This is a genomic window from Allobosea sp., from assembly GCF_017308015.1.
GTDB lineage: Bacteria > Pseudomonadota > Alphaproteobacteria > Rhizobiales > Beijerinckiaceae > Allobosea.
This window is the reverse complement of the sequence record NZ_JAFKFW010000028.1, coordinates 15,172-37,716: the sequence shown is the minus strand read 5'-3', so window position 1 is coordinate 37,716 and position 22,545 is coordinate 15,172. Positions and strand designations below refer to the sequence as shown.

The 22,545-nt window shown below is 65.1% G+C and carries 22 protein-coding genes; 16 read left to right on the top strand and 6 right to left on the bottom strand.

What is annotated here, in order from left to right; all coding sequences use genetic code 11:
• Window positions 1–70: 70 nt before the first annotated feature.
• The 4 genes from J0I42_RS20030 to J0I42_RS20015 all read left to right on the top strand — a co-directional run bounded on the left by J0I42_RS20030 (window position 71) and on the right by J0I42_RS20015 (window position 4,232).
• Window positions 71–745 carry an RraA family protein gene (locus tag J0I42_RS20030; protein ID WP_291657403.1) on the top strand — a complete coding sequence of 225 codons (675 nt, stop codon included), beginning with the start codon at window positions 71–73 and terminating at the stop codon, window positions 743–745.
• Window positions 746–824: 79 nt separating this feature from the next.
• Window positions 825–2,348, top strand: a complete 1,524-nt coding sequence (locus J0I42_RS20025; protein WP_291657402.1) for an ABC transporter substrate-binding protein — start codon at window positions 825–827, stop codon at window positions 2,346–2,348.
• A gap of 94 nt (window positions 2,349–2,442) precedes the next feature.
• A complete protein-coding gene (locus J0I42_RS20020; protein WP_291657401.1) occupies window positions 2,443–3,360 on the top strand; it encodes an ABC transporter permease in 918 nt (305 codons plus the stop codon).
• Window positions 3,360–4,232, top strand: coding sequence for an ABC transporter permease (locus J0I42_RS20015; RefSeq protein ID WP_291657400.1), 873 nt, complete (start codon window positions 3,360–3,362; stop codon window positions 4,230–4,232). Before J0I42_RS20020 ends, J0I42_RS20015 begins: the two co-directional genes overlap by 1 nt.
• A 66-nt stretch (window positions 4,233–4,298) precedes the next feature.
• On the opposite strand, the gene J0I42_RS20010 is transcribed toward J0I42_RS20015, so the two are convergent.
• Together J0I42_RS20010 and J0I42_RS20005 are read right to left on the bottom strand one after the other, a co-directional pair.
• The gene (locus tag J0I42_RS20010; protein WP_291657399.1) at window positions 4,299–5,321 is read right to left on the bottom strand and encodes an amino acid ABC transporter substrate-binding protein; all 1,023 of its coding nucleotides are present in this window, start codon (window positions 5,319–5,321) and stop codon (window positions 4,299–4,301) included.
• A gap of 31 nt (window positions 5,322–5,352) precedes the next feature.
• A complete protein-coding gene (locus J0I42_RS20005; RefSeq protein WP_291657398.1) occupies window positions 5,353–6,351 on the bottom strand; it encodes a glycosylasparaginase in 999 nt (332 codons plus the stop codon).
• Window positions 6,352–6,565: 214 nt separating this feature from the next.
• Between J0I42_RS20005 and J0I42_RS20000 the strand changes: the two genes are divergently transcribed.
• On the top strand, window positions 6,566–7,261 hold the full coding sequence (locus tag J0I42_RS20000; protein WP_291657397.1) for a GntR family transcriptional regulator: 696 nt from the start codon (window positions 6,566–6,568) through the stop codon (window positions 7,259–7,261).
• Window positions 7,262–7,270: 9 nt separating this feature from the next.
• Here J0I42_RS20000 and J0I42_RS19995 read toward each other — a convergent pair whose 3' ends face one another.
• Window positions 7,271–8,422, bottom strand: coding sequence for an acyl-CoA dehydrogenase family protein (locus J0I42_RS19995; protein WP_291657396.1), 1,152 nt, complete (start codon window positions 8,420–8,422; stop codon window positions 7,271–7,273).
• Between the two features lie 112 nt (window positions 8,423–8,534).
• Between J0I42_RS19995 and J0I42_RS19990 the strand changes: the two genes are divergently transcribed.
• Both J0I42_RS19990 and J0I42_RS19985 read left to right on the top strand, forming a co-directional pair.
• The gene (locus tag J0I42_RS19990) at window positions 8,535–9,728 is read left to right on the top strand and encodes a CaiB/BaiF CoA transferase family protein (RefSeq protein WP_291657395.1); all 1,194 of its coding nucleotides are present in this window, start codon (window positions 8,535–8,537) and stop codon (window positions 9,726–9,728) included.
• A gap of 5 nt (window positions 9,729–9,733) precedes the next feature.
• Entirely contained in the window at window positions 9,734–10,360 is a 627-nt protein-coding gene (locus tag J0I42_RS19985) for a TetR/AcrR family transcriptional regulator (protein ID WP_291657394.1), read from the top strand.
• Between the two features lie 3 nt (window positions 10,361–10,363).
• On the opposite strand, the gene pdxR is transcribed toward J0I42_RS19985, so the two are convergent.
• Complete coding sequence (pdxR, locus tag J0I42_RS19980) at window positions 10,364–11,791, bottom strand: MocR-like pyridoxine biosynthesis transcription factor PdxR (RefSeq protein ID WP_291657393.1); 1,428 nt, start codon at window positions 11,789–11,791, stop codon at window positions 10,364–10,366.
• Between the two features lie 75 nt (window positions 11,792–11,866).
• Between pdxR and J0I42_RS19975 the strand changes: the two genes are divergently transcribed.
• Both J0I42_RS19975 and J0I42_RS19970 read left to right on the top strand, forming a co-directional pair.
• A complete protein-coding gene (locus tag J0I42_RS19975) occupies window positions 11,867–12,490 on the top strand; it encodes an FMN-binding negative transcriptional regulator (protein WP_291657392.1) in 624 nt (207 codons plus the stop codon).
• A gap of 103 nt (window positions 12,491–12,593) precedes the next feature.
• Window positions 12,594–13,295 (top strand): metallophosphoesterase family protein, encoded by a 702-nt coding sequence (locus J0I42_RS19970; RefSeq protein WP_291657391.1) that lies wholly within the window; start codon window positions 12,594–12,596, stop codon window positions 13,293–13,295.
• A 9-nt stretch (window positions 13,296–13,304) separates the two neighbouring features.
• On the opposite strand, the gene J0I42_RS19965 is transcribed toward J0I42_RS19970, so the two are convergent.
• Window positions 13,305–13,667, bottom strand: a complete 363-nt coding sequence (locus J0I42_RS19965; protein WP_291657390.1) for a hypothetical protein — start codon at window positions 13,665–13,667, stop codon at window positions 13,305–13,307.
• A gap of 99 nt (window positions 13,668–13,766) precedes the next feature.
• Between J0I42_RS19965 and J0I42_RS19960 the strand changes: the two genes are divergently transcribed.
• Window positions 13,767–13,937 carry a hypothetical protein gene (locus tag J0I42_RS19960; RefSeq protein WP_291657389.1) on the top strand — a complete coding sequence of 57 codons (171 nt, stop codon included), beginning with the start codon at window positions 13,767–13,769 and terminating at the stop codon, window positions 13,935–13,937.
• 87 nt (window positions 13,938–14,024) lie between these two features.
• Here J0I42_RS19960 and J0I42_RS19955 read toward each other — a convergent pair whose 3' ends face one another.
• Window positions 14,025–15,257, bottom strand: coding sequence for a glycoside hydrolase 5 family protein (locus J0I42_RS19955; RefSeq protein ID WP_291657388.1), 1,233 nt, complete (start codon window positions 15,255–15,257; stop codon window positions 14,025–14,027).
• Between the two features lie 124 nt (window positions 15,258–15,381).
• Here J0I42_RS19955 and J0I42_RS19950 point away from each other — a divergent pair, with 124 nt between their 5' ends.
• From J0I42_RS19950 to J0I42_RS19925, 6 genes are all read left to right on the top strand, one after another.
• Window positions 15,382–16,761: a polysaccharide biosynthesis/export family protein gene (locus J0I42_RS19950; RefSeq protein ID WP_291657387.1), complete on the top strand. Its 1,380-nt coding sequence runs from the start codon at window positions 15,382–15,384 to the stop codon at window positions 16,759–16,761.
• Window positions 16,762–16,846: 85 nt separating this feature from the next.
• Window positions 16,847–17,623 (top strand): glycosyltransferase family 2 protein, encoded by a 777-nt coding sequence (locus J0I42_RS19945; RefSeq protein WP_291657386.1) that lies wholly within the window; start codon window positions 16,847–16,849, stop codon window positions 17,621–17,623.
• Between the two features lie 28 nt (window positions 17,624–17,651).
• A complete protein-coding gene (locus J0I42_RS19940; protein ID WP_291657385.1) occupies window positions 17,652–18,737 on the top strand; it encodes a glycosyltransferase family 4 protein in 1,086 nt (361 codons plus the stop codon).
• On the top strand, window positions 18,721–20,697 hold the full coding sequence (locus J0I42_RS19935) for a hypothetical protein (RefSeq protein WP_291657384.1): 1,977 nt from the start codon (window positions 18,721–18,723) through the stop codon (window positions 20,695–20,697). Before J0I42_RS19940 ends, J0I42_RS19935 begins: the two co-directional genes overlap by 17 nt.
• Window positions 20,698–20,704: 7 nt before the next feature.
• The gene (locus J0I42_RS19930) at window positions 20,705–21,475 is read left to right on the top strand and encodes a hypothetical protein (RefSeq protein WP_291657383.1); all 771 of its coding nucleotides are present in this window, start codon (window positions 20,705–20,707) and stop codon (window positions 21,473–21,475) included.
• A 62-nt stretch (window positions 21,476–21,537) separates the two neighbouring features.
• On the top strand, window positions 21,538–22,485 hold the full coding sequence (locus tag J0I42_RS19925; RefSeq protein ID WP_291657382.1) for a glycosyltransferase family 2 protein: 948 nt from the start codon (window positions 21,538–21,540) through the stop codon (window positions 22,483–22,485).
• Window positions 22,486–22,545 lie beyond the last annotated feature (60 nt).

Genomic DNA, 22,545 nt, shown 5'->3' with positions numbered 1-22,545 from the left:
GTCTATTGGACCCGGTTTCACCGCTTCCCTACGTTCGGCAGAACGGACATTCTCCAGCGCAAGGACGACCATGACCGCGACCGGATCATCTGCGGAAGCATCGATCGCGCAGCGCGCCGCGCTCTTCCGTGAGATCGAGACCGCGACGCTCGGCCATATCCTGACCGAGGGCTTCATGGTTCCGGCGATCCAGTGCGTCATCGAAGGCCCGCGCGTCTGTGGCCCCGCCCTCACCGTCAGCGTCCCCGCCGATGACGGCGCGGTGCTCTCATGCGCCCTGACCCAAGCAAAGCCCGGCGACATCCTGGTCATCGACCGCCAGGGCGACGACCGCCACGCCTGCTGGGGTGCGGTGATGACCGCAGCAGCGCAGGCCGCCGGCATCGTCGGCGTCGTCATCGACGGCTTCGTCACCGATGTCGCTGCGATCCGGGCCTCGGGCCTGCCGGTCTGGTGCCGCGGCCGCTCGCCCCTGACGACGAAGCTCCTCGGCAAGGGCGGCGTGATCGGCGAGAGCGTGAACTGCGGCGGCGTGACGGTACGCCCCGGCGACCTCGTCCTCGCCGACGAGAACGGTGTCTGCGTCATCGATCCCGCGCAGGCCGAGACTCTCGCCGGAACCTGCGCCGCCATGCAGGCGGCCGAGCCCGGCGTCATCGAGCGAGTCCGCAAGGGCGAGCGCATCGACGAGATCAACGGCGCGCGGAAGCTCTGGGAAAAGCTGCGGGGCTCCAAGAGCCTCTAACAGACTCCGGCCACCGAATCGCCCATAGAGGCGCGCTCCGGCCGGATGGATCATCCAGAAAACACAGGGGAACAGACCGATGAAGATTTTGGGAACGACCGCACTGGCCGGCGCGCTGCTCGCCGCCTCGTTCGCGCTGGCCCCGGCTCCGGCCCTGGCCGGCAAGGCCGACGATACGCTGAACGCCGCCTTCGCGCTCGAGCCGGAAGCACTCGACACCTACAAGATCGCCGGCCGCGAGGGTCTGATCCTCGCCCGGCACATCTATGACGGCCTGCTCTACAAGGATCTCGACACCGGCGAGATCAAGCCCGCGCTCGCCAAGGCCTGGCGCTTCGTCGACGCCTCGACGATGGAGTTCGACCTGCGCGAGGGCGTGACCTTCCATAACGGCGCCAAGTTCACCGCCGACGACGTGGTCTACACCCTGACCACCGTGCTCGACCCCGCCTATGGCACGCGCTTTCGCATCGCCGTCGACTGGATCGACAAGGTCGAGAAGGTCTCGGATTTCCAGGTCCGCATCAAGATGGCCAAGCCTTTCGCCGGCGCGGTCGAGATGCTGGCCGATGCGCTGCCGATCTACCCGGCGGCCTATTTCAAGGAAGTCGGCTCCGCCGGCATGGCGGCCAAGCCCGTCGGGACCGGCCCCTACAAGCTCGTCGAGATGACACCCGGCATCCGCTACGCCTTCGAGCGCTTCGACGGCCACTATGCCGGCAGCCCGAAGGGCAAGCCCGCGATCGGCAAGATCGTCGTGCGCACCATCCCCGAGCTCAACACCCAGTTCGCCGAATTGATGGCCGGCAAGCTCGACTGGACCTGGCGCATCCCGCCGGACCAGGCCGCCCGCCTCGCCAGCCGGGTGCAGATCGTCAACGGCCCGATCATGCGCATTTCCTATGTCGGCATGACCGTGACCGGCAAGGGCAAGGACTACCCGACCAACAACCTCAAGGTCCGCCAGGCGATCAACCACGCCGTCAACCGCGAGGCCATCGTCAAGGCCTTCGCCGGCGGCGCCTCGCAGGTCCTCAATGCCGCCTGCAACCCCAAGCAGTTCGGCTGCGCGCAGGACGTGACGAAATACGCCTATGACCCGGCCAAGGCCAAGGCACTCTTGGCTGAGGCCGGCTTCGCCAACGGCGTCGACATCGAGATGGTCTTCGCTGCCATGCCGCGGCCGGTCGCCGAGGCGATCGCCAGCGATCTCGGCAAGGTCGGCATCCGCACCACGCTGAACGAGCAGCAATATGCCGCCGGCGTGCAGAAGTGGCGCGCGGGCGAACTGCCGGCCTTCTTCACCAACTGGGGCAGCTACGGCACCGGCGACGTCGCCTTCATCATCTCCAACTTCTTCGGCGGCGGTGCCGACGACCTCGTCCAGGACAAGGAAGTGATGGAGCTGGTCAATACGGCCGACACCTCGCAGGACCGCGCGCTGCGCGAGGCGAACTACGCCAAGGCGCTGAAGAAGATCGCCGATCAGGCCTATTGGCTGCCGATGTACGACTTCAACATCAATTACGGCCTGTCCAAAGACCTGACCTTCAAGCCCCATCCGGACGAGTTCGCCCGCTGGTGGCTGTCGAGCTGGAAGTAACAGCCTCTTCCGCATCGCCGCGCCGCTTCCAGTCCATGGCTGGTCGCGGCGCCTTTCCTGCCAGGCAGGCCGACCCGCTATCCCCGGAGCCGTCATGCTGCCCTTTCTCGCGCGCCGCCTGATCGTCGCCGCCCTCGTGGCGCTCGCAGTCTCGGCTGTCGCCTTCGGATTGATGTTCGTCTCCGGCGATCCCGCCGTCGTCCTCGCCGGACAGGCCGGCCGGGCACAGGATGTCGAGTTGATCCGCCACGCCTATGGCCTCGATCGGCCGATCCCGCTGCAGTTCCTGAGCTGGATCGGCAATGCCTTCACCGGCAATTTCGGCACGAGCCTCTATTTCAACCTGCCGGTGGCGCCGATCATCGCCGAGCGGCTCTCGGTCACGCTGATCCTCGGTTCGGCCGCCTTCCTGCTCGCGCTCGTGGTCGCGGTCCCGCTCGGCATCCTCGCCTCGCTCAAGCCCGGCGGCACGATCGACCGCATCGCCCTGATGCTCGCCGTGCTCGGCCAGGCGATCCCGAGCTTCTGGCTCGGCCTGATCCTGATCGTGGTCTTCGGCGTCTGGTACGGGCTCGTGCCGATCTCCGGCACCGAGAGCTGGCAGGGCTATATCCTGCCCGTCGTGGTGCTCAGCTACTACGCGATGCCCGCTTTGATGCGCCTGACGCGGGCCGGCATGATCGACGTGCTCACCGCCGATTACATCCGCACCGCTCGCGCAAAGGGTGCCTCGCAGCCACGCGTCCTGCTGGTCCATGCCCTGCGCAACGCCGTACTGCCGCTGGTCTCGCTCGCCGCCGTCCAGTTCGGCCTGATGCTCTCCGGCTCGATCGTCATCGAAAGCGTCTTCGCCATCAACGGACTCGGCCGCCTCGCCTGGGAATCGCTGTTGCGCAGCGATCTGCCGGTCGTGCAGGCGATCATCCTGATCCTCTCGCTGATCTACGTCACGCTGACCACCGCGGCCGACCTGATCAATGCCTGGCTCGATCCCCGCCTGAGGAGCGCCTGATGTCGATCGCCGACAGCCCCGCCATCCGCCGGCGCAAACTCTTCAAGGGCCTGAGCGCCAGCAGCGCCATCCGCATCGGCGGCGGCCTGCTTGCCATCATCGTCTTCGTCGCGATCTTCGCGCCCTGGCTTTCGAGCCATGATCCGATCGCGCAGGATCTCGGCAAGCGCATGATCCCGCCCTTCTGGTATCCGGGCTCGGATCCCGCGCATCTCCTCGGCACCGACCATCTCGGCCGCGACTATCTCGCCCGCCTGCTCTATGGCGCCCGCGTCTCGATCTTGATCGGGCTCGGCGTCACGCTCTGCGCCGGATTCATCGGCACGATGCTCGGCCTCGCCGCCGGCTATTTCGGCGGCCGCGCCGACATGCTGATCAGCTTCATCGTGACGACGCGGCTCTCGCTGCCGATCGTGCTGGTCGCGCTCGCGGCCGTGGCCTTGGGCGGCGCCTCGCTGAAGACGCTCGCGATCGTGCTGAGCCTGCTGCTCTGGGACCGTTTTGCCGTGGTCGTGCGGGCCGCGGCGCAGAGCCTGCGCAGCCGGGAATTCGTGCAGGCGACCCAGTCCTTCGGCGCCTCGCATCTCTACATCATGCTGCACGGCATCCTGCCGAACCTGCGCAACACGCTGATCGTGGTCGCGACGCTGGAGATCGCGAACGTCATCCTGCTCGAAGCGGCGCTCTCCTTCCTCGGCCTCGGCGCCCAGCCGCCGACGCCCTCCTGGGGCCTGATGATCGCGGAAGGGCGCGAACACATCCTGTTCGATCCCTGGCTGATCGCCTTGCCCGGCGCCGGGCTCTGCCTGCTGATCCTGGCGGTGAACCTGCTCGGCGACGGCGTCCGCGACGCGCTCGACGAACGGCGCTGAGCATATTCAAACGATGACGGCCCCTCACGGGGCCGTCACTGTTTCCGATGAAGATTGCTGGCTCGCTCAGCGGACAGGCGGCGCGAACTGAATGCCGCCCTTCGACCAGAGATTGTTGATGCCACGCGGCAGGTTGATCGGGCTTCCGGAACCGAGATTGCGCTCGTAGGATTCCCCGTAATTGCCGACATGTTTGACGATCCGGGCGATCCAGTCCGGCGTCAGTCCGAGCCCCGTGCCGAACTTGCCTTCGACGCCCAGCAGCCGCCGGACCTCCGGATTTTCCGATTTCAGCATCTCGGCGAGGTTCGCCTTGGTCACGCCGAGCTCCTCGGCATTGACCAGCGCGAAGACGGTCCAGCGCACGATGTCGAACCATTCGTCGTCGCCCTGGCGGACATAGGGGCCGATCGGCTCCTTCGAGATCACCTCGGGCAGCAGCACGTGCTCGGCCGGATCGGACATCTTCAGGCGGTAGGAAACGAGCTGCGACATGTCGGTCGAGATCGCGTCGCAGCGACCGCTCTCATAGGCCTTCACCGTTTCGTCGATGCCCTGGAAGGCGACGACCTCGTATTTCATCTTGTTGACGCGGAAATAGTCGGAGAGGTTCAGCTCGTTGGTCGTGCCCTGCACCGTGCAGATCGAAGCGCCGTTCAAGTCCTTGACCGATTTGACGCCGCTCTTGGCACGAACCTGGAAACCCTGGCCGTCATAATAGTTCACGGCCGTGAAGTTCAGGCCCTGCCCGGCATCGCGGCTCAGCGTCCAGGTCGTGGTGCGCGGCAGCACATCGATTTCACCGCTCTGCAGCGCGGTGAGCCGGTCCTTGCTCGCCAGCGGGATGAACTTGATCTTCGCGGGATCGTCGAAGATCGCTGCCGCCAGCGCCCGGCAGACATCGACATCGAGCCCCGACCAGTTGCCCTGCCCGTCCGCCATGCTGAAGCCGGCGATGCCGGTGCTGGTGCCGCAGATCAATTGCCCGCGCTGCTTGACGCGTTCGAGCGTGGTTTGAGCCTGCGCGGCGGTCCCGGCCAGCAGCAGGCCGGCGAATGCTGCGAAAAGGCGATGGCGTGACGCTGTCATGGTCTGTCCTGTTGCTGACGGGAGGGCGGGCTCAGAGCCCCATTTGCTCGTAGCGGCGATGCGCCGTCGGCTTCGGGGCGGGGACATCGCTGATCGCGATGATCTCGCAAGGATGGCTCGACGGGGCGGCGTCACCCGGGCGCCAGAGCCAGTAATGGTTCTCGGGCAAGCCGTTGACGGCGACGACCTTGTGGTCGCCCTCCCGGTCGATCGCATGGATCGTCACGCGGCCGATCAGCCCGCCCTTGAGCGCGCGCATATCCTCGACCGCCTCGCGCACGGCCGCTTCGACGCTCATCCCCATCTTCATGTAGAGAACGACCGCGCGCGACGTGCCGGCACGGATGCTCATCTCGCCGACACCGGTGCAGGCACAAGCACCGTAGCGGCTATCCGCATAGGAGCCCGCGCCGATGATCGGGCTGTCGCCGAGGCGGCCGGGATACTTCCAGCCCCAGCCCGAGGTGCTCGTGCCCGCGCCGATATGGCTTCCGGCATCCTGTGCCAGAAAGACCGTGGTATCGCGCCCGATCTCCGGGTCGATCGCCTGCTGGCACAGCTCCGCCATCGGCACGTCAGGCCAGCGGGCCTGTTCGGCCGCGCTGACCTCCGTCTCGAACCAGCGCTGCCAGGCCGTCCGCGCATGCGGCATCAGCAACTCGCCGGCCTCGGCACCGATCTCGGCGGCGAAGCGGCGCGCGCCCTCCCCAACCAGCAATTCATGCGGCAGCCTTTCAAGCACCTGCCGGGCGATGCTGACCGGGTGGAGATAGCCGGTCAGGGAACCGACCGAGCCGGTGCGCAGCGTCGTGCCATCCATCACCGAGGCGTCGAGCTCGACCTCCCCCAGCAAGTTCGGCCAGCCGCCGCGCCCGACAGTCCGGACCTCCTCGCTCGCCTCGACCAGCCGGATACCGGCCTCGATCGCGTCCAGCGCCGCATCGCCACGGGCCAGCGCCGCGCCCGTCGCCGCGATTCCACAGGCTCCCTCGTTGTTGCAGATCGCGATCACAGGCTGACGTCCACTCAAATTGAATATTGAATCCAATTTTTGGATACGACGACTCCCTTGAGCGCGCAAGAGGGCCTGGAATGCAGATCATCACCGACTTGTATGGTCAAAGCCGACAATGATTGGATACAATAATGACATCGCACTGATATGACTGCAGCTCCGATTGAAAGCGCGGGCGGTTCGGGGCAAGGATTGGGGCCAAACGCAATCGATGAAGCATGCCCCAGCGATGACCGCGCCGATCCTCTCGACCAAGACCACGGCGCTCGAGCGCAAAACGGCGACTGCGCGTGTCGTGGCGCTGCTTCGCGACCAGATTCTCTCCGGGGCGCTCCCCGAAGGCCTGCAATTACGGCAGGAGAAACTGGCGGCCGAGCTCGGCGTCAGCCGGGTGCCGATCCGCGAGGCCCTGCACCAGCTCGAGGCCGAGGGCCTCGTTCTCCAGGAATCTCATAAGGGCGCGGTGGTCTCGGGCCTGTCGATCGACGATCTCGAGGAAACCTACGAGATCCGCGCCAGACTGGAGACCTGGCTGCTCGAACTCTCCATCCCCCTGCTCGGCCCCCAGCATTACGCCAGAGCGGAGGAGTTGCTGGTGCGGATGGCGGTCGACCGCGAGGACGAAGCCTGGTCGAGCCAGAACTGGAATTTCCACGCCGCGCTCTACACCCCGGCGAACCGGCCGCAGACGCTGGAACTCGTCCGCAAGCTCTATCTCAACGCCTATCGCCATTTCCCGCTGCCGATCCGTCTGACCGGCGGCCGCGACAGGATGAACCGCGAGCACCAGTTGCTGCTCGACCTGTGCAGGCAGGGCGATATCGAGCGCGCGAAGGACCATCTGGAACAGCACATCCTGATGGGCGCGCGCCACCTCATCAACCGGCTGAAGGCCCTGCGCCGGCAGGGCAAAAGCGCGACCTGAACGCGGCGCTCAGCCCAGCGCCTTCACCATGTTGCGGGCGATGACGATCTGCTGGATCTGCGAGGTGCCCTCGTAGATCCGGAAGAGGCGCGCGTCCCGGTAGAAGCGCTCGATGCCGTGGTCGGCGATATAGCCGGCCCCGCCATGGATCTGCACGGCCCGGTCGACCACCCGCCCGACCATCTCGCTGGCGAAGAGCTTGCAGCAGGCGGCGTCGGTCGCGACATCCTCAGCCCGGTCCTTGGCCCGCGCCGTCTCCAGCACCATGCAGCGCGCCGCATAGGCCTCCGTCCGGCTGTCGGCGAGCATCGCCTGCACGAGCTGGAACTCGGCGATCGGCTGGCCGAACTGCTTGCGCTCGACGGCGTAGCGCAGGCTGTCCTCGATTACGCGCTCGGCCATCGCCACGCAGACCGCCGAGATATGGAGGCGCCCGCGATCGAGCACCTTCATCGCCGTGCGGAAACCCTGCCCCTCGCGCCCGCCGAGCAGGGCGTCGGCCGGGACGCGACAATCCTCGAAGATCACGTCGCAGGTATGCGCACCGCTCTGGCCCATCTTCCTGTCGACCGGCCCGAGCGAGAGCCCCGGCGTACCCGCCTCGATGAGAAAGGCCGAAACGCCCTTCGCCCCGGGCTGCGATGGATCGGTGCGCGCAAACACCGTGAACAACCCGGCATGCGGGGCATTGGTGATGAAGCGCTTGGTGCCGTTGAGGACATAGCCGCCCTCGACCTTTCGCGCAGAGGTCTTCAGCGAGGCGGCATCCGAGCCCGCCTCCGGCTCCGTCAGGGCAAAGGAGCTGATCAACTCGCCCGAGGCCAGTCGCGGCAGGTAGCGCTGCTTCTGCTCTTCCGTACCATCCATGATCAGCCCTTGAGAGCCGATGCCGTTATTGGTCCCGATCAGCGAACGGAAAGCCGGCGAGGTCCGGCCCAGCTCGAAGGCGACGCGGACCTCCTCCTCCATCGTCAGTCCGAGGCCGCCATATTCGTCCGGGATCGAGAGGCCAAACAGGCCCATATCGGCGATCTCCCGACGAATCTCGGGGGGAATGCGATCCTCCTGCGCGACCTGATGCTCCAGGGGCCGCAGGCGCTCGCGGACGAAGCGCGTCACACTGTCCAGCAATCCCTGCATCGTCTCGCTGTCCAAAGCCATCGCCATCTCCCTCGCTTGCCTCGCCCGGCACCTGGGGGCTTCCTTGACAAGGCGCGGCAGTTAAATACCTTCCAGCCGGTAAGTAAATATCGAGAGCACGAGGCGGCAGGCGATGGGCGCGGCACTGGACGGCATCAAGGTCCTCGATCTCACCCGTGTCCTCGCCGGCCCCTGGGCGACCATGACGCTCGGCGATCTCGGCGCCGAGATCTGGAAGATCGAGCAGCCCGGCGCCGGCGACGACACGCGCGGCTGGATGCCGCCCTCGGTCGAGGGCATCTCGACCTATTATCTCGGCGCCAATCGCAACAAGAAGAGCCTCGCCGTCGATATCGGCTCCGCAGAAGGGCGCGAGATCATCGTCGCGCTCGCCAAGCAGGCCGATATCCTCGTCGAGAATTTCCGGCCGGCCTCGCTGCGCAAGTTCAAGCTAACCTATGAGGATCTCAAGGCGATAAACCCGCGCCTGATCGTCTGCTCGATCTCCGGCTATGGCCGCGGCCACGCGCAGGAGGATCGCCCCGGCTACGACTTCATCATCCAGGCCGAATCCGGCTTCATGGCGATCACCGGCGAGCGCAACGGCGAGCCGATGCGGCTGGGCGTCGCCTTCATCGACCTCGTCACCGGCATGAACGCGGTGCAGGCGGTGCTCGCCGCCCTCTATATGCGCGAGCGCACCGGCGAGGGACAGTGGCTCGACATCGGGCTCAACGACAGCGCCCTGTTCTTCCTCGCGAATATCGCCTCGGGCCATCTCAACACCGGCAAGGAACCGGGGCGCTACGGCAATGCCCATCCCAGCATCGCGCCCTACCAGATTTTCGCCTGCATCGGCGGCCGGATCGCCATCGCGGTCGGCAATGACGAGCAGTTCCGCCGCTTCTGCCGGGTGCTCGGCCTGACGAATCTGTCCGACGACCCGCGCTATGCGACCAACCGCAAGCGCACCGAGCATCGCGAGACGCTTCTCCCCCTGCTCGAAGCGCATTTCGCGGGCCTGAACCTGACCGACGTGCTGGCCGACCTGCGCGCGGCCGGTGTCCCTGCCGGTGACGTCCGCAGCGTCGGGCAGGCTCTGACGAGCGACATCGCGGAGTTGCGCCAGAGCGTCGTCTCGGTGCCGGCGCCGATGATCGGCACCTTCCGCTCGGTGCGCAGCCCGTTGCGCCTGTCCGCGAGCCCCTCGCGCAAGCCGACGCCGCCACCCGCGGTCGGGGAGCATACCGATGCGGTCCTGGCCGAGCATCTCGGCTTGGGGCCTGAGCAGATCGAGCGCCTGCGCGCTGCCGGCGCGATCGGCTGAGACCCATGGCGGCGTCCGGCAGCATCGAAGCGAAACCGAAGCGCCAGGGGCGTCCGCCCACCATCGCGAATGCGCGCGACCGCATCCTCGACGACGCCGCCCGCCTCTTTGCCCGCGACGGCTATGACGGTACGTCGCTTGGCGAGCTCGCGGCCTCTGTTGGCGTCACCAAGGCAGCGATCTACCACTACTTCCCCAACAAGCAGGAGATCTACGAGGCGATCATCGTGCGCACCCTGGAAGGGCTGCGCCGCCATGTCTCGCAGGCCACAGCCGCAACCTCCGGGCCGGAAGAGGCGCTGGCCCGCTTCATGACCGCCCATGCCGATTTCTTCGAGGACCACTATGATGGCTTCCTCACCATGCTCGTCGGCTATGGCGGCATGGAGAATGTCGTGATGCTCGCCGAGGCGCAGAAGCTGCGCGACGAGCACGAGCGCGCCTTGAGGCGTGTCATCGCCGAAGGCATTGCCCAAGGCGCCTTCCGGCAGGTCGACATCGACACGACCAGCCGCGCCGTCCTCTCCATGCTCAACTGGATGGTGCGCTGGTTCAAGCCGGGCAAGGGCCGCCGCGCTGCCGCCTTCGCGCAGGACTATTACGACCTGATGCTCGGCGGCCTGCGCGGCTGACCGTCAGCCTGCGGCCGCAAACACCTTGGCCAACCCGGCGACGCCGCGCCGGATCACCTCGACCTCGTGCGCCGCGTAGCCGATGACGAAACCGGCATCGGCCGGCCGCTCCATCCCCGACGCGTAGAGTGGCCCGATCGGGTAGAGGCCGACCCCAAGCTCGCGAGCCGCCTCGACGATGGCCGCCTCCCGCTCCGCCGGGACGCCGTTCAGCCAGGCGACGACATGAAGGCCCGTATCCGCGCCGGTCACGGTCAGGCGGGAGCCGCATTCGGCCGCCAGAGCTTGCAGCAGCGCCGCCCGGCGCTCCGCGTTGCGCCGGCGGATGCTGCGGATATGGCGCTCGTAGCCACCGCTCGACAGAAATTCGGCCAAGGCCTCCTGCTCCAGCAAGGGGGTGTGCCGGTCGGTCAGGCGCTTGGCCTCCGCGAAGGCATGGCCGAGATCAGACGGCACGACAAGATAACCTAATCGTAATGTCGGCGAGAGCGTCTTCGAGACGGTGCCGAGATAGATGACCCTGTCGGGCGCAGAAGCCTGCAGAGGCGGGATCGGCGCGACGCCATGCCGATATTCGCCGTCATAATCGTCCTCGACGATCACGGCCCCGGCTTTCGCAGCCCAGTCGAGCAAGCTCCGCCGCCTTGCCGCCGAAAGTACGCTGCCCAGCGGATACTGATGGGACGGCGTGACATAGGCCAGCCGCGCCACCGGGAGTCCCTCCGTCGGGATGCCCTCGCGATCGACGGCAACGGGCACGATCACGCCACCGGAGGCCGCGAAGGCATGCCGCGCCAGCACATAGCCCGGATCTTCCATGATGAAGCGATCGCCGGGATTCAGCAGCAGCCGGGCGCAGAGATCGAGCCCCTGCTGCGAACCGTTGACGACGACGATCTGCTCCGGCGCGCAACTGATCCCGCGGGACCGCCACAGATAGCTCTGCAAGGCCTCGCGAAGCGGAGCTGAGCCCTGCGGGTCGCTGTAACGCAATCGCTCGGCTCGTCGCAGGCTCGCCCGGTTGAGCGCACGGCGCCAGGCCAGCATCGGAAAATCCGCGCCGCTCAGGTCGCCATAGCGCAGATCAGCGACGCGATAGGTCTGGAACCGGGCCGGCGCGGGCAAGGACAGCAGACGCTCGGCAAAATCGGACAAGACCCTCGTGCCTTTGGGCGCGGCAACCTTGGGGGCCGGCATCGTGGCAAGGCCATGGGCAACGACGGCCCGCGCGCCGGGGCGATTGAGCAGATAGCCCTCCGCGATCAACTGCGCATAGGCGGCCGTGACCGTGGTGCGCGACACGCCCCATTCGGCCGCGAGCGCCCGGCTCGACGGCAGGCGGTCGCCGGGGCGATACTCCCCGCCATGGATGCGCCGCTTGATCGCGGCGATGATCCGGCGTGCGATCCCCTGCTCTTCCAACTGGACCACTCAAAACCCCTGGAACTGGATATTCCGATCGGTCCAGATTGCGGGCATGACGACGGCCGCACAAGGAGTTCCCGCATGTACACCCCACCGGCCTTTCGCGACGAGGACAGGACGAGCCTGCTGGCGACGATCCGCGCCGCACGGCTGGCAACCTTCATCACCGCGACAGCGGAAGGTCCGCTGGCGACGCCGCTCCCGCTCTTCATCGATGAAAGGGAGGGCGAGCATGGCGTGCTCTACGGCCATGTCGCCAGGGCGAACCCGCAATGGCGCGTGCCTGCCGTTGGCAATGGCCTCGCCATCTTCGCAGGTCCGGACGCCTATGTGACGCCGAGCTGGTATGCGGTGAAGCAGGAGACCGGCAAGGTCGTGCCAACCTGGAACTACGTGACGGTCCACGCTTCCGGCCCGGTCGAATTCTTCGACGACCCCGCCCGGCTGCTCGATGCGGTAACCCGGCTCACCGACCTGCACGAGGGCGAGCGCGCCACGCCCTGGGCCGTCTCCGATGCGCCGGCCGAGTTCATCCAGGCGCAATTGCGCGGCATCGTCGGCCTGCGCATGCCGATCGCGTCGCTCGAAGGCAAGCGCAAGCTCAGCCAGAACCGCAGCGCGGCTGATCGCGCCGGGGTGGCCACCGGTCTCGCCGAAAGCGAGCGGCCGACGGACCGCCAAGTCGCGACGTTGATTCCAGTCTGAACCCGGCGAAGGCTCGCGTTCGCGAGCTGCCCAGCCTAAGCAGGGATGATGGATGGTCCTTGCGGGCATGGACGATCCGCAACAGCCTTGACGAGCCGGCTCCATGAAAATCGCGATCATCTCCGACATCCACGGCAATCTCGATGCGCTCAAGCTGTTCTTCGAGCACGAAGCGCGTTCCGAAAATTTCGACGAGCTGTGGGTGCTTGGCGATCAGGTCAATTTCGGGCCGCAGCCGCGGGAAGTGGTCGAAGTCCTCCGCGATAGGGCCGATATCGCGATCCAGGGCAATCACGACCACGCCGTCGGCTTCGATGACGACAGCCGCTGGACGCCCGCCTTCCGTGCCATGGCCGAAGCGACGCGCCGCCATACCTCCGCCGAGCTGAGCGACGAGCAGAAGCTTTATCTGCGCGACTTGCCGCTGACCGCCCGGGTCGAGCGCGGCGGCACGCGCTTCCAGCTCGTGCATGCGACCCCGTCGGATCCGCATTACGGCTATCTGCTGGCGGATGCGGACGGTTGGGCGGCCGAACTGGACAGCGTCGATGCCGACGTCCTGCTCGTCGGGCACACGCATACGCCCTTCATCCGCGAGATCGGCAACAAGACGGTCGTCAATCCCGGCAGCATCGGCCAGCCGCGCCGCGGCAAGCCGCGGCCGAGCTACGCAATCTGGCAGGATGGCGCCATCGAGCTCCGCAGTTACGACTATCCGATCGAAACGACGGTTGCGAAGCTCAAGAAGCTCGACCACCCCCCGGAAGTCGAGGCGGAACTCATCCGCATCCTCCGGGAGGGCTAAGCGGCCGACTTACGAAGCCCGCTTGGCGACGATGGTCAGTTCGCCGTCATCGTCGAGCGAGGCGAGCACGACGTCACGGGAGGTGAAGCCCTTCGTGGCAAGAGCTGATTTCAGCTTCGGCTCGTTCTCGATCGTGGCCTGGATTCGTTGAATCTGACCGGCTGGCTGTGCCTTCGACCGCTGCGTCACCTGCTCCTGGGCGGCCGCCGGCAAGGCATCCATGTCGATGACGCTGACCGACTTGATCGTCCCTGCCTTTCCGTTGTCGGAGGGCTCGGATTGAGCTGGCGGGGTCGGCGTAGTCGGCGCTTGCGCCATGGCGCTGCCCGAGACGAGCAGCGCGGTACCGATGGCGATCATGGCCTTTCGCATGGAGCATCCTCCTGTCTGTTGGCGAAGAGCAGCCATAGGACAGCCGAAATGCGGTCTCAGGCTGAAGCCGCTCTGGTCATTTTGAGGAGATGTTGTGGCGTGGATCGCCTGCGCGACGGCTCCGGCCTTCAGGATCGAGCGCGCGGAGCAATGGAGGCCATCAGCCTGGGCGCCGTTTCTCTCCTGACATCGGCGCGGCCCACCCGTCCCGCCGGCATCGCCAAGATCACGGCTCGATCGCTGCAAACCGCGAAAGCCACGCCGAAATGAGCGGGCCGGACCAGTGCCGCGACGCTGCATCCTTCTGTTCGAAGCTGCAATGGTGCTTGAGCAGTCTCGCTGGCTTTTGGCCTCAGCTCACTCCGATTTGCGCAAGGTGCGCGCTGTCGCCATGCGCATCAAGTTCCACATCGGCGAGCCATCGTTGCGGATGTCGAATTGGTCATGCTCGTCTTTGGGAAAACGGCCATGGTCCTGTCGCGACACCAGCCGCCAAACGATCCAGCCGGCACACCCCTCCTGAGCATCCAGGGTCTTCAGCCAATTGTCATAGACTGCCACCTGGTCGGGATTGCTCCGCGCCCAGCCGAATTCTCCTAAAATTGCAGGCTTGTTCGCTGCTTTGGCAATCGCGCAGTATTCGACGATCTGATCGCGGAATTCAGCAACCGTCTGATTATAGAATATCGGATATCCATGCCAGGTTCCGTAATCGATATTCTTGAGGCGGATATCAGACATCTTCTGCCTGATGTTGGCGTGCCCCGAAGTCAGCAACTGGTTGGGCGCGACGGTCTTCACGAAGGCAGCCATCTCGGCGATCCAGGGCTCGCGCAGCTCGTCCGGCTTGGCGCTCGGCTCGTTCATCAGCTCCCACGCCATGATTGTCGGATCGTCCTTGTAGACGCGTCCGGTGAGCACGTTGCGGCGGTTGACGACATAATACACCCAAGCCCGATAATCGGCCTTGGTACGCGGATCGGTGAAGAAGAATGCGTTCTTGTCGGTGCTGCCGTACCAGGCCCGCATCTGTTGGGCGCCGCCCGTGTAAGCCCAGAAATCGAGGAAGGAGATCACAAGTTTGAGATGACGCTTCGAGGCCTCGGCGATCACGAAATCGATTTTCCGGAAACCCTCAGCATTGATCGCCATCCCCTTGCTGGCCGGGTCGAAATAGAGGAGATAGGCCCCCTTCACGCCCAGATTGCTCGCATCCTGCGTGCTTTTGAAATCCCAGATCGTTGGAACCGTATCGTCGAGCGAGCCAATAACCGGTTGCAGGAACGTCCTGACCACGTTGGCGCCCATTGCAACGGCGTCATCAAGAACAGCCCTTACCTCCTGCTCGCTCCCAAACGCAAGGTAATGATTGCTTACGCCGGCTATTCTAAATTCCTTTCCGTTGCTTAAAAACTTATCTCCCGATGTTTTTACAAATTCCAACTCTTCAGTTTTAGCTATAGAATTAAATGATATAACATTTAATCCCAAAAAACTTGCAATAAAAACGAATATGAATTTTCTAATATTTACATAGAATACAGAAATTACATTCTTGTCAAAGAATTTATTACTTAATTCGATCGACATAATACATGCCTTTCGTAACATACCACCATGATACAAAAGTAAATCATTCCGGCCAGATGATAATCCTCGGACAGGCCTTCAGGCAACTCAAAAGCAAATATCAGTTACCGTATATAAAAATATTTTGACAGCCCAGAGCCCCGATATTAACGTTGCGTTAATATTATGCAGGGGGTTGCCCATGCCTCAGCTCTGCCGACCCAGTCTCATAGCCGCCGGCGTGGCGTTTGCCGCCGTGACGTTATGCGACGCCAGTTTTTTTCCCGCCGCGATTGCCCAGGATACCGCTACTGCACAGCCGGAAACGCCGAACCAGGCCGACAGCACGACGCTCGTCGTCGGCGACAGGCTCAGGATCAGCGTCTTCGAGCGCGTCGAGCAGGACGACGACAAATGGGCGGCACGCAAGCGTGTCGGTCGCCCCGACCAGAGTTTCTACCCGAGGCAGGATCTGACCGGGGAATTCGTCGTCCAACCGGACGGAACCCTTCCCGTGCCGCTGCTCGGGAATGTCCCGGCGGAAGGACAAACGGGAGCCATGGTCGCCGAAGCGATTGCGACCGCCTTCCAGGCGATGGTCGCGCGCCCGGCGCGTGTGACCCAGGCGCTGGTCGAGCGCCCGGCGGTGTCGATCGTCGGTCCCGTCCGCCAGCCGGGCATGTTCAAGTACACGGACGGCATGTCCATCCTGCATGTGCTTGCGCTTGCGGGTGGCTTGCGCCGTACGGACGACAATTGGACGCGCGTCGAATACGCGAAGGAACAGGCCAAGCTGCCTGCGGCGAAAGAGCGTTTCCAGCGCCTCCATATCGAAGCGCAGCTCCTGCGCGCCGAGCGGGACGGGCTCGGCGATGCCGAGAGCCTGCAAGGGCTGGCGAATTTCTCCCCGGCGCTGATCGCCGAGGTCGGCGCCGGGCGCAGGCATATCCGCCAAGCCTATCTCGAGCGCAAGGCGGCGCTGGAGGCTGGGATGGAGGCCGCGAAGGAAGCCCTCGTGCTGTCCCGCGAGCGCCTGGAGGCCTCGGATGCAGCAGTGGAGCAGCGAGAGGAGCGGGTGCGTGCGCTCAAGCTCCTGGCTGACCGGAACGCGATAGGCAGGCCCGTCTTCCTCGAGGCCAGCGTTCAATTGAGCGACGCGCGTGAGCGCAAGCTGGCGGCCGCGGGTCTCGTCACCGAAGCCAAGCTGCGGGTCGCATCGGCACAGATCGATCAGTCGCGCTTCGATCTGGAGACGAAGATGGAGATCGACCGCTTGCTTGCTCAGCGCTTGCAGGAAAGCGCCGACGCAGCCGCGGCCCTGAATTCCTCGGAAGCGGTCGTGACCTTGCTGGCCCCGGAAATCGAGCCGGATTCGGCAGCCTTAGCATCGCTGGATTTCGAGATCGTCAGGCGGAGCGGAACCTATTGGAGGACCATATCGGCGACAACGGCCACCATCGTAAAACCCGGTGATCTCATCCGGATAGACGTCAATCGCGGGCGCCTGACAGCCGCGAACCAATAGCAGCCTGAAATCTTGGTATTCGCGCGGCCCCTCTTGGTCGCGCTCGGAATGATGCGGCAATTATTCAGTAAAGTTGGAGCGTATCATGGCAGCTCTCGTGGAAAAATCCGCAATCCCTTTTGAACGTGGCGCCGAAAGCGCCACGCGACAGAAGAGCGTCGCCCTGCATTTCGGTTTCGATAACCTGCCGACGGTCTCCGTTGTCATCCCGACGCTGAATGAAGAGCGCAACCTGCCATTCGTACTTCCGCGCATTCCGCCCTGGGTCGACGAGGTGATCGTTGTCGACGGCCGTTCCAGCGACCGGACGGTCGAAGTTGCCAGACAGCTCTACCCCGGCGTCAAGATCGTCCTCGACGAGACACCCGGGAAGGGCGCCGCGCTGCGGGCCGGGTTCGACGCGGCGACCTGCGATATCATCGTGATTCTCGACGCCGACGGCTCGATGGACCCGGCAGAGATCAGCCTTTTCGTCGGCGGGCTGATCGCCGGCGCTGACATGGTCAAGGGCTCGCGCTTCATCCAGGGCGGCGGCACCGACGACATGTCCCTGATCCGGATGGCGGGCAATTGGGGGCTGACCATGCTGGTACGCCTCCTGTTCGGCAGCCATTTCAGTGATCTCTGCTACGGATACCTCGCCTTCTGGCGCAGGCATCTCGACCTGTTGCGCCCGACCACCAACGGCTTCGAAGTCGAGACGCATCTCAATGTGCGCGCCCTGAGATCGCGGCTGAAGATCTCGGAAGTACCGAGCTTCGAGGCGAACCGGATTTTCGGCGTGAGCAATCTCCATGCGGTCTCCGACGGCTGGCGCGTGCTGAAGACGATCCTGCGCGAGCACTCGCTGCGCCTGGGCTGACGGAGCCTCGCAGCTCGGAGCCGCAGCCATGAACATTCTGATGGTCTGGGCTCGCTTCTTCCCGGAGATGGGCGGAATCGAGACCCATATTCACGAGGTGTCCCAGCGCCTGATCGAAGCTGGGCACCAGGTGATGGTGCTGACGACGGATCGCTCGGGCCGCCTGCCTGCTCACGACAGCGCCGGAGGAATCGAAGTGATCCGCGTCCGGGCCTGGCCCCGATCGCGGGACTGGTACATCGCGCCGGGCATCCTCAAGACGATCTTGAGCAGGCGCTGGGATGTGGTCCACGTCCAAGGCTACCATACGTTCGTGCCGCTCTTCGCGATGCTGGCGGCGCTGATGTCGCGGCAGACCTATGTCCTCACCTTCCACAGCGGCGGCCATTCCTCGCCGTTTCGAAATGCGATCCGTCGGTTCCAGTGGCGGCTGCTCGCTCCGCTGGCACGTCGGGCGGATGCCCTGATCGGGGTATCGCGATCGGAGGTCACCCGGTTCAGCGACGGCATGGCCATTCCCTCCACCCGCTTCCGGATGATCCGCAACGGAGCGGAGCTCCCCCAGGGCGTGGCCGAGCCCGTGCAGGAGAACCCGAACCTGATCATCTCCTTAGGGCGGCTCGAACGCTACAAGGGGCATCACCGCGTCATCGCCGCAATGCCGGAAATCCTGCGCCAGCGACCGAATGCGCGGCTCGACATCATCGGCGCCGGCCCGTTCGAGCACGAGCTGAAGCGGATGGTGGACCAGGCGGGCCTCGGCCAGGCGGTCAGGATCTTCGCCTGGGACCCGCGCGACCGGATCGGGCTCGCCCGGCACCTGGCGACATGCGGTCTGTTCGTGCTTCTGAGCGACTACGAGGCTCATCCCGTTGCGGTGATGGAAGCGCTCGGCCTCGGGCGCAAGGTGCTGACCACCTATGATTCAGGCTTTGCCGAACTAGCCGACCTCGGCTGGCTGGCAACGGTGCCGCCGGCCGCCGACGGGAACGCCATCGCCCGGGCCGTTCTGGAGCGGCTTGCCGCCCCGCCGATGCCGCAGGTGACGCTTCCGAGCTGGGACGAGGCCGTTGCCGCGCTGCTCGAGGTCTACAGCGATGCTGTTCGCGGCTGAGCGTCAGGACCGGACGGCGGCGCCTGATCTCCGGCGCGAGTCCGTGCAGGGGACGCTTGGTCGCCTCTGGTCCGCGATCTGGACGTTGATCGGGCGCGCGCCCGCACAAGCCGACGACGAGACGAGCGCTCCGCCGAACTGGCGCCGGCTTGCCGGCACCGCCGTTCTGGCCGGTTTCAGCCTCGTCCTGATCGCGGTGGGCCAGGGGCTGGGCCGCGCGGGCAGCGAGCATGCTGCCCCGGTATTCTGGTCGGCATCGCTCGCCCTGGTGTTGACCTGTACCTATGCGGCACTGCGACCTGAGAGCGGGCGGCTCGAGCGATTGATCAACCTGATTGTTCTCGGCCAATCGCTGCACCTGCTGAAGATCATCTACTCCCCGACGATCTTTGCCGGTTTCGACGAGTACCTGCATTTTCGGACGGCGCTCGATATCTTCGAATTGCACGCCCTGTTCGCGAACAATCCGCTGTTGCCCGTCAGCCCGCTTTATCCCGGGCTCGAACTGGTGACGGTATCCATGGCCGCGCTGACCGGACTGGGCATATTTCCGGTCGCGATCATTCTGGTCGCCCTGATCCGCTTCGTCTCGGTCGCCACATGCTTTCTTCTGTTCGAAGCCGTGTCCGGGTCGAGCCGGCTCGCCACCATCGGCGTCCTGGTGACGATGAGCAGCACCAGCTTCGTCAGCTTCCATGGCCAATACGCCTATGAGACGCTCGCTTTCGCTTTCTTCCTGCTGGTTCTCTACTGCACTTTGCGCCTGGAGAGCGCGACGCCGTATGAGCGACGCCGGCTGGCGGCTCTCGCGCTGCTGCTGCTTCCGGCCATCTCGATCACCCATCACCTGACCTCCTACCTGACCGCGGCACTGGTCACGGGCGCGGTCTTGTTGATGGTACTGCGCCCTGTTCCCGGCCAGCCGCGCGCGCTGGCTCTTCTCGTCGCAGCCGCCGCATGCATCATGCCGCCGCTCTGGAAGCTGATCGTGTCCGCCCCGATGGGCGATTATGTCGGCCCGCATCTGCTGACGGCCTTCGGCGACCTGAAGGCGCTTCTCTCCGGTACACATTCCGGCCGCCAGCTTTTCATCGGGGTGGACGGCGTTCAGGCACCGCTGGTCCTGCGCGTGATCGGGATCATGTCGATCCTGGTGATCGGCATCGGCCTGCTCTTCGGCTTCTTCCGCGCACTGACCTTCCGGCGTCCTGGCACAGCCGAGACCGGGCGGCGCTTCCGGACTTGGCCGTCTAGCGCCGTCGTGCTCCTTGCCCTGTTGGGTGCCAGTTTCCCCGCAACCGTGATCTTCAAGCTCACCAGCGCGGGCTGGGAGGTTGGCAATCGGCTCGGCACTTTCGCGATGATCGGCGCGGCCTTCGTCTGCGGACTGAGCGTCACTCATTTCTGGCACCAGCGCCTCCCGGAACGCGCCGGCAGAATTGGTCTGGCGACGGTCCTTTCCCTCACCATCGTCGGCGGAATGTTCAACGGCTGGGGCGCGGCGCTGCGCTCGGGCTATCAGGTGGCCGGCGACGGGCTCTCGATGGAACCCCTGGGGCTGGCCGTCGCTGAATGGTCCCGGGAGGTCCTGGGAGAGGGCAACCGTTTCGTTGCCGACAGGACCAATGCGATCTTCGCGAGCACCTTCGGGCGACAGATCGTGCTTTCCACGTTGAACGGCGATCCCGCCACTGCAGATCTCTATTTCGGCGACAGGTTCGGCTACTACGAGCGCAACATCATCTCGAACGGCTTCGTGAACTTCATCCTTGTCGACCGCCGCCTGCCCTCGGCCGCGCCAAAGGTTGGGCACTATTACGAGCCGGGAGACCTCCAGCAGAACGAGGATCTGCCGCCTCGGCAACGCGATCTGACGAAATTCGACCATTCCAACGAGATCGACCGCGTCCTCGATGCCGGAGCGATCCTGGTGTACGATGTCAGCAAGATCCGGAAATAGCGCCGCAGTGAAGCGGATCGGGCTCGTGCTGCTGTGGGCGGGAGCCGTCTGGCTATGCGCGCAGAACAAGCCGCTCGCGCCGCTGAGCGCCTTGCTGGTTATTCCTGTTTTGTCCTTTTTCCCGGGATGGCTGCTGCTCAGGGCGCTCCGCATCGAGTTGCGCGGTCTCGAGATACTGCTTTTCTCCATCGCGCTGAGCTGGACGATCCTGATCGCCTGCGGCTTCGCCCTCAATCCGTTCGGAGCGCTTGACGAAACGGGCTGGCTGATCGCGACCGGCGGCGCGATGGCGCTGCTCGCGTGGCTTGCGCCGGCAGGGTCGGCGAAGCGGCTTCGGCTCCTTTCCTACCGCCCCCATATCGACGTGATCGCCCTGAGCGGCTTCGTTCTGGCGCTCGTCCTGACCATCGGCTCGGTCGGCCTCGCCGCATGGCAGGAGCACTTCTATCGCCCGTTCGAGGTCCTGGAGCTCTGGATGCGTCTGAGGAACGACGCCGCGGAGTTGCGTGTCGGACTCCATAACGGCGACCTGCAGGAGCGTGTCGTGAGACTCGAGATCCGCGGCGAGCGGAGACTGATCCATGTCGGAACCCCGATGATCCTGAAGCCAGGGCAGACGGTCACGCGCAGCTTCATCATCCCGCCCACGCCAGAACAGGCGCCCGAACGCATCGAAGCCCTGCTTTTCGACACCGAGAACCGCGTCCTGCGGCGCACCCATGTCACGATCGGTGACGTCTTGGCAGCAGGCCGGATCGAGAAGGAGCCGGACGAATGAGCAAAGACAGGACGCGGCCCCAGTCCGAGCGATTAGGTGGCATGGCCGCGGAAAGCATCTCCGTGGTGGTCTGCGCCTATTCCGAGGCGCGCTGGAACGATCTGTGCGAAACGATCGGCTCGCTCCTGGCGCAAAGACCCGAGCCTGGCGAGATCACCCTGGTGATCGACAACAACGACGCCTTGCTGGAACGGGCCCGGGCTCGCTTCGCCGGGGTGAACGTGGTCCCCAACAAACTCGGACAGGGCCTCTCCACCGCACGGAATACGGGGATAGCGGAATCGACCGGCGCGTTCGTCGCCTTCATCGATGACGACGCGGTGATCGCACCGGACGTCATCGCAAGGCTGGCGGCGGCAGCACGACAACCGGGAACGCTCGGCGCGACGGCCAATATCCGGCCCGACTGGATCGGCCGGCGTCCGCGCTGGTTCCCTGACGCCTATCTCTGGACGGTGGGTTGCACGCACGAGCCGGCGGCGGGGCGCATCGTCAATGTCCGCAACGTCACCGGCGCGGCCTGTCTGTTTCGCCGCGAGGTGTTCGTCGTCTGCGGAACCTTCTCGCAGGTACTTGGCAGGGGGAAAGGCCGGATCCCCGTCAGCTGCGAAGAGACCGAGCTCTGCATCCGCGCCCTGGAACGCTTTCCGGGACAGGGTTTCGTGCGCGACGAAGGTGCTCTGGTCGATCACAAGGTGCCGGCAGCGCGGCTGACCTGGCGATATTTCCTGATCCGCTGCTATGCCGAAGGTCTGTCAAAGGGCCGACTGCGCGCCCTGATGCGATCAGGCGCCGCATTCGAGACAGAACGCAGCTATGTGCTGAGCAGCCTCATCCCTTCTGCCGCACAGGCCCTGCTGACTGGCCTGACACGTCTGGATGGAGGCGCGCTGGGTCGTGCCGCAGCAATCATGCTCGGCCTCGCGGCCGCGACGCTGGGCTATGCGGGAGCCAGGGTTGTTCCGGCAGCGCGGCGGGAGACCACCCCGTCTTTCGAGGGGAACGCGTAGATTCCGCAGGTTTGCATCTGCTTGTCGGAAGATCGAGGCTGGAGGCCGCGCTGGCCCGAA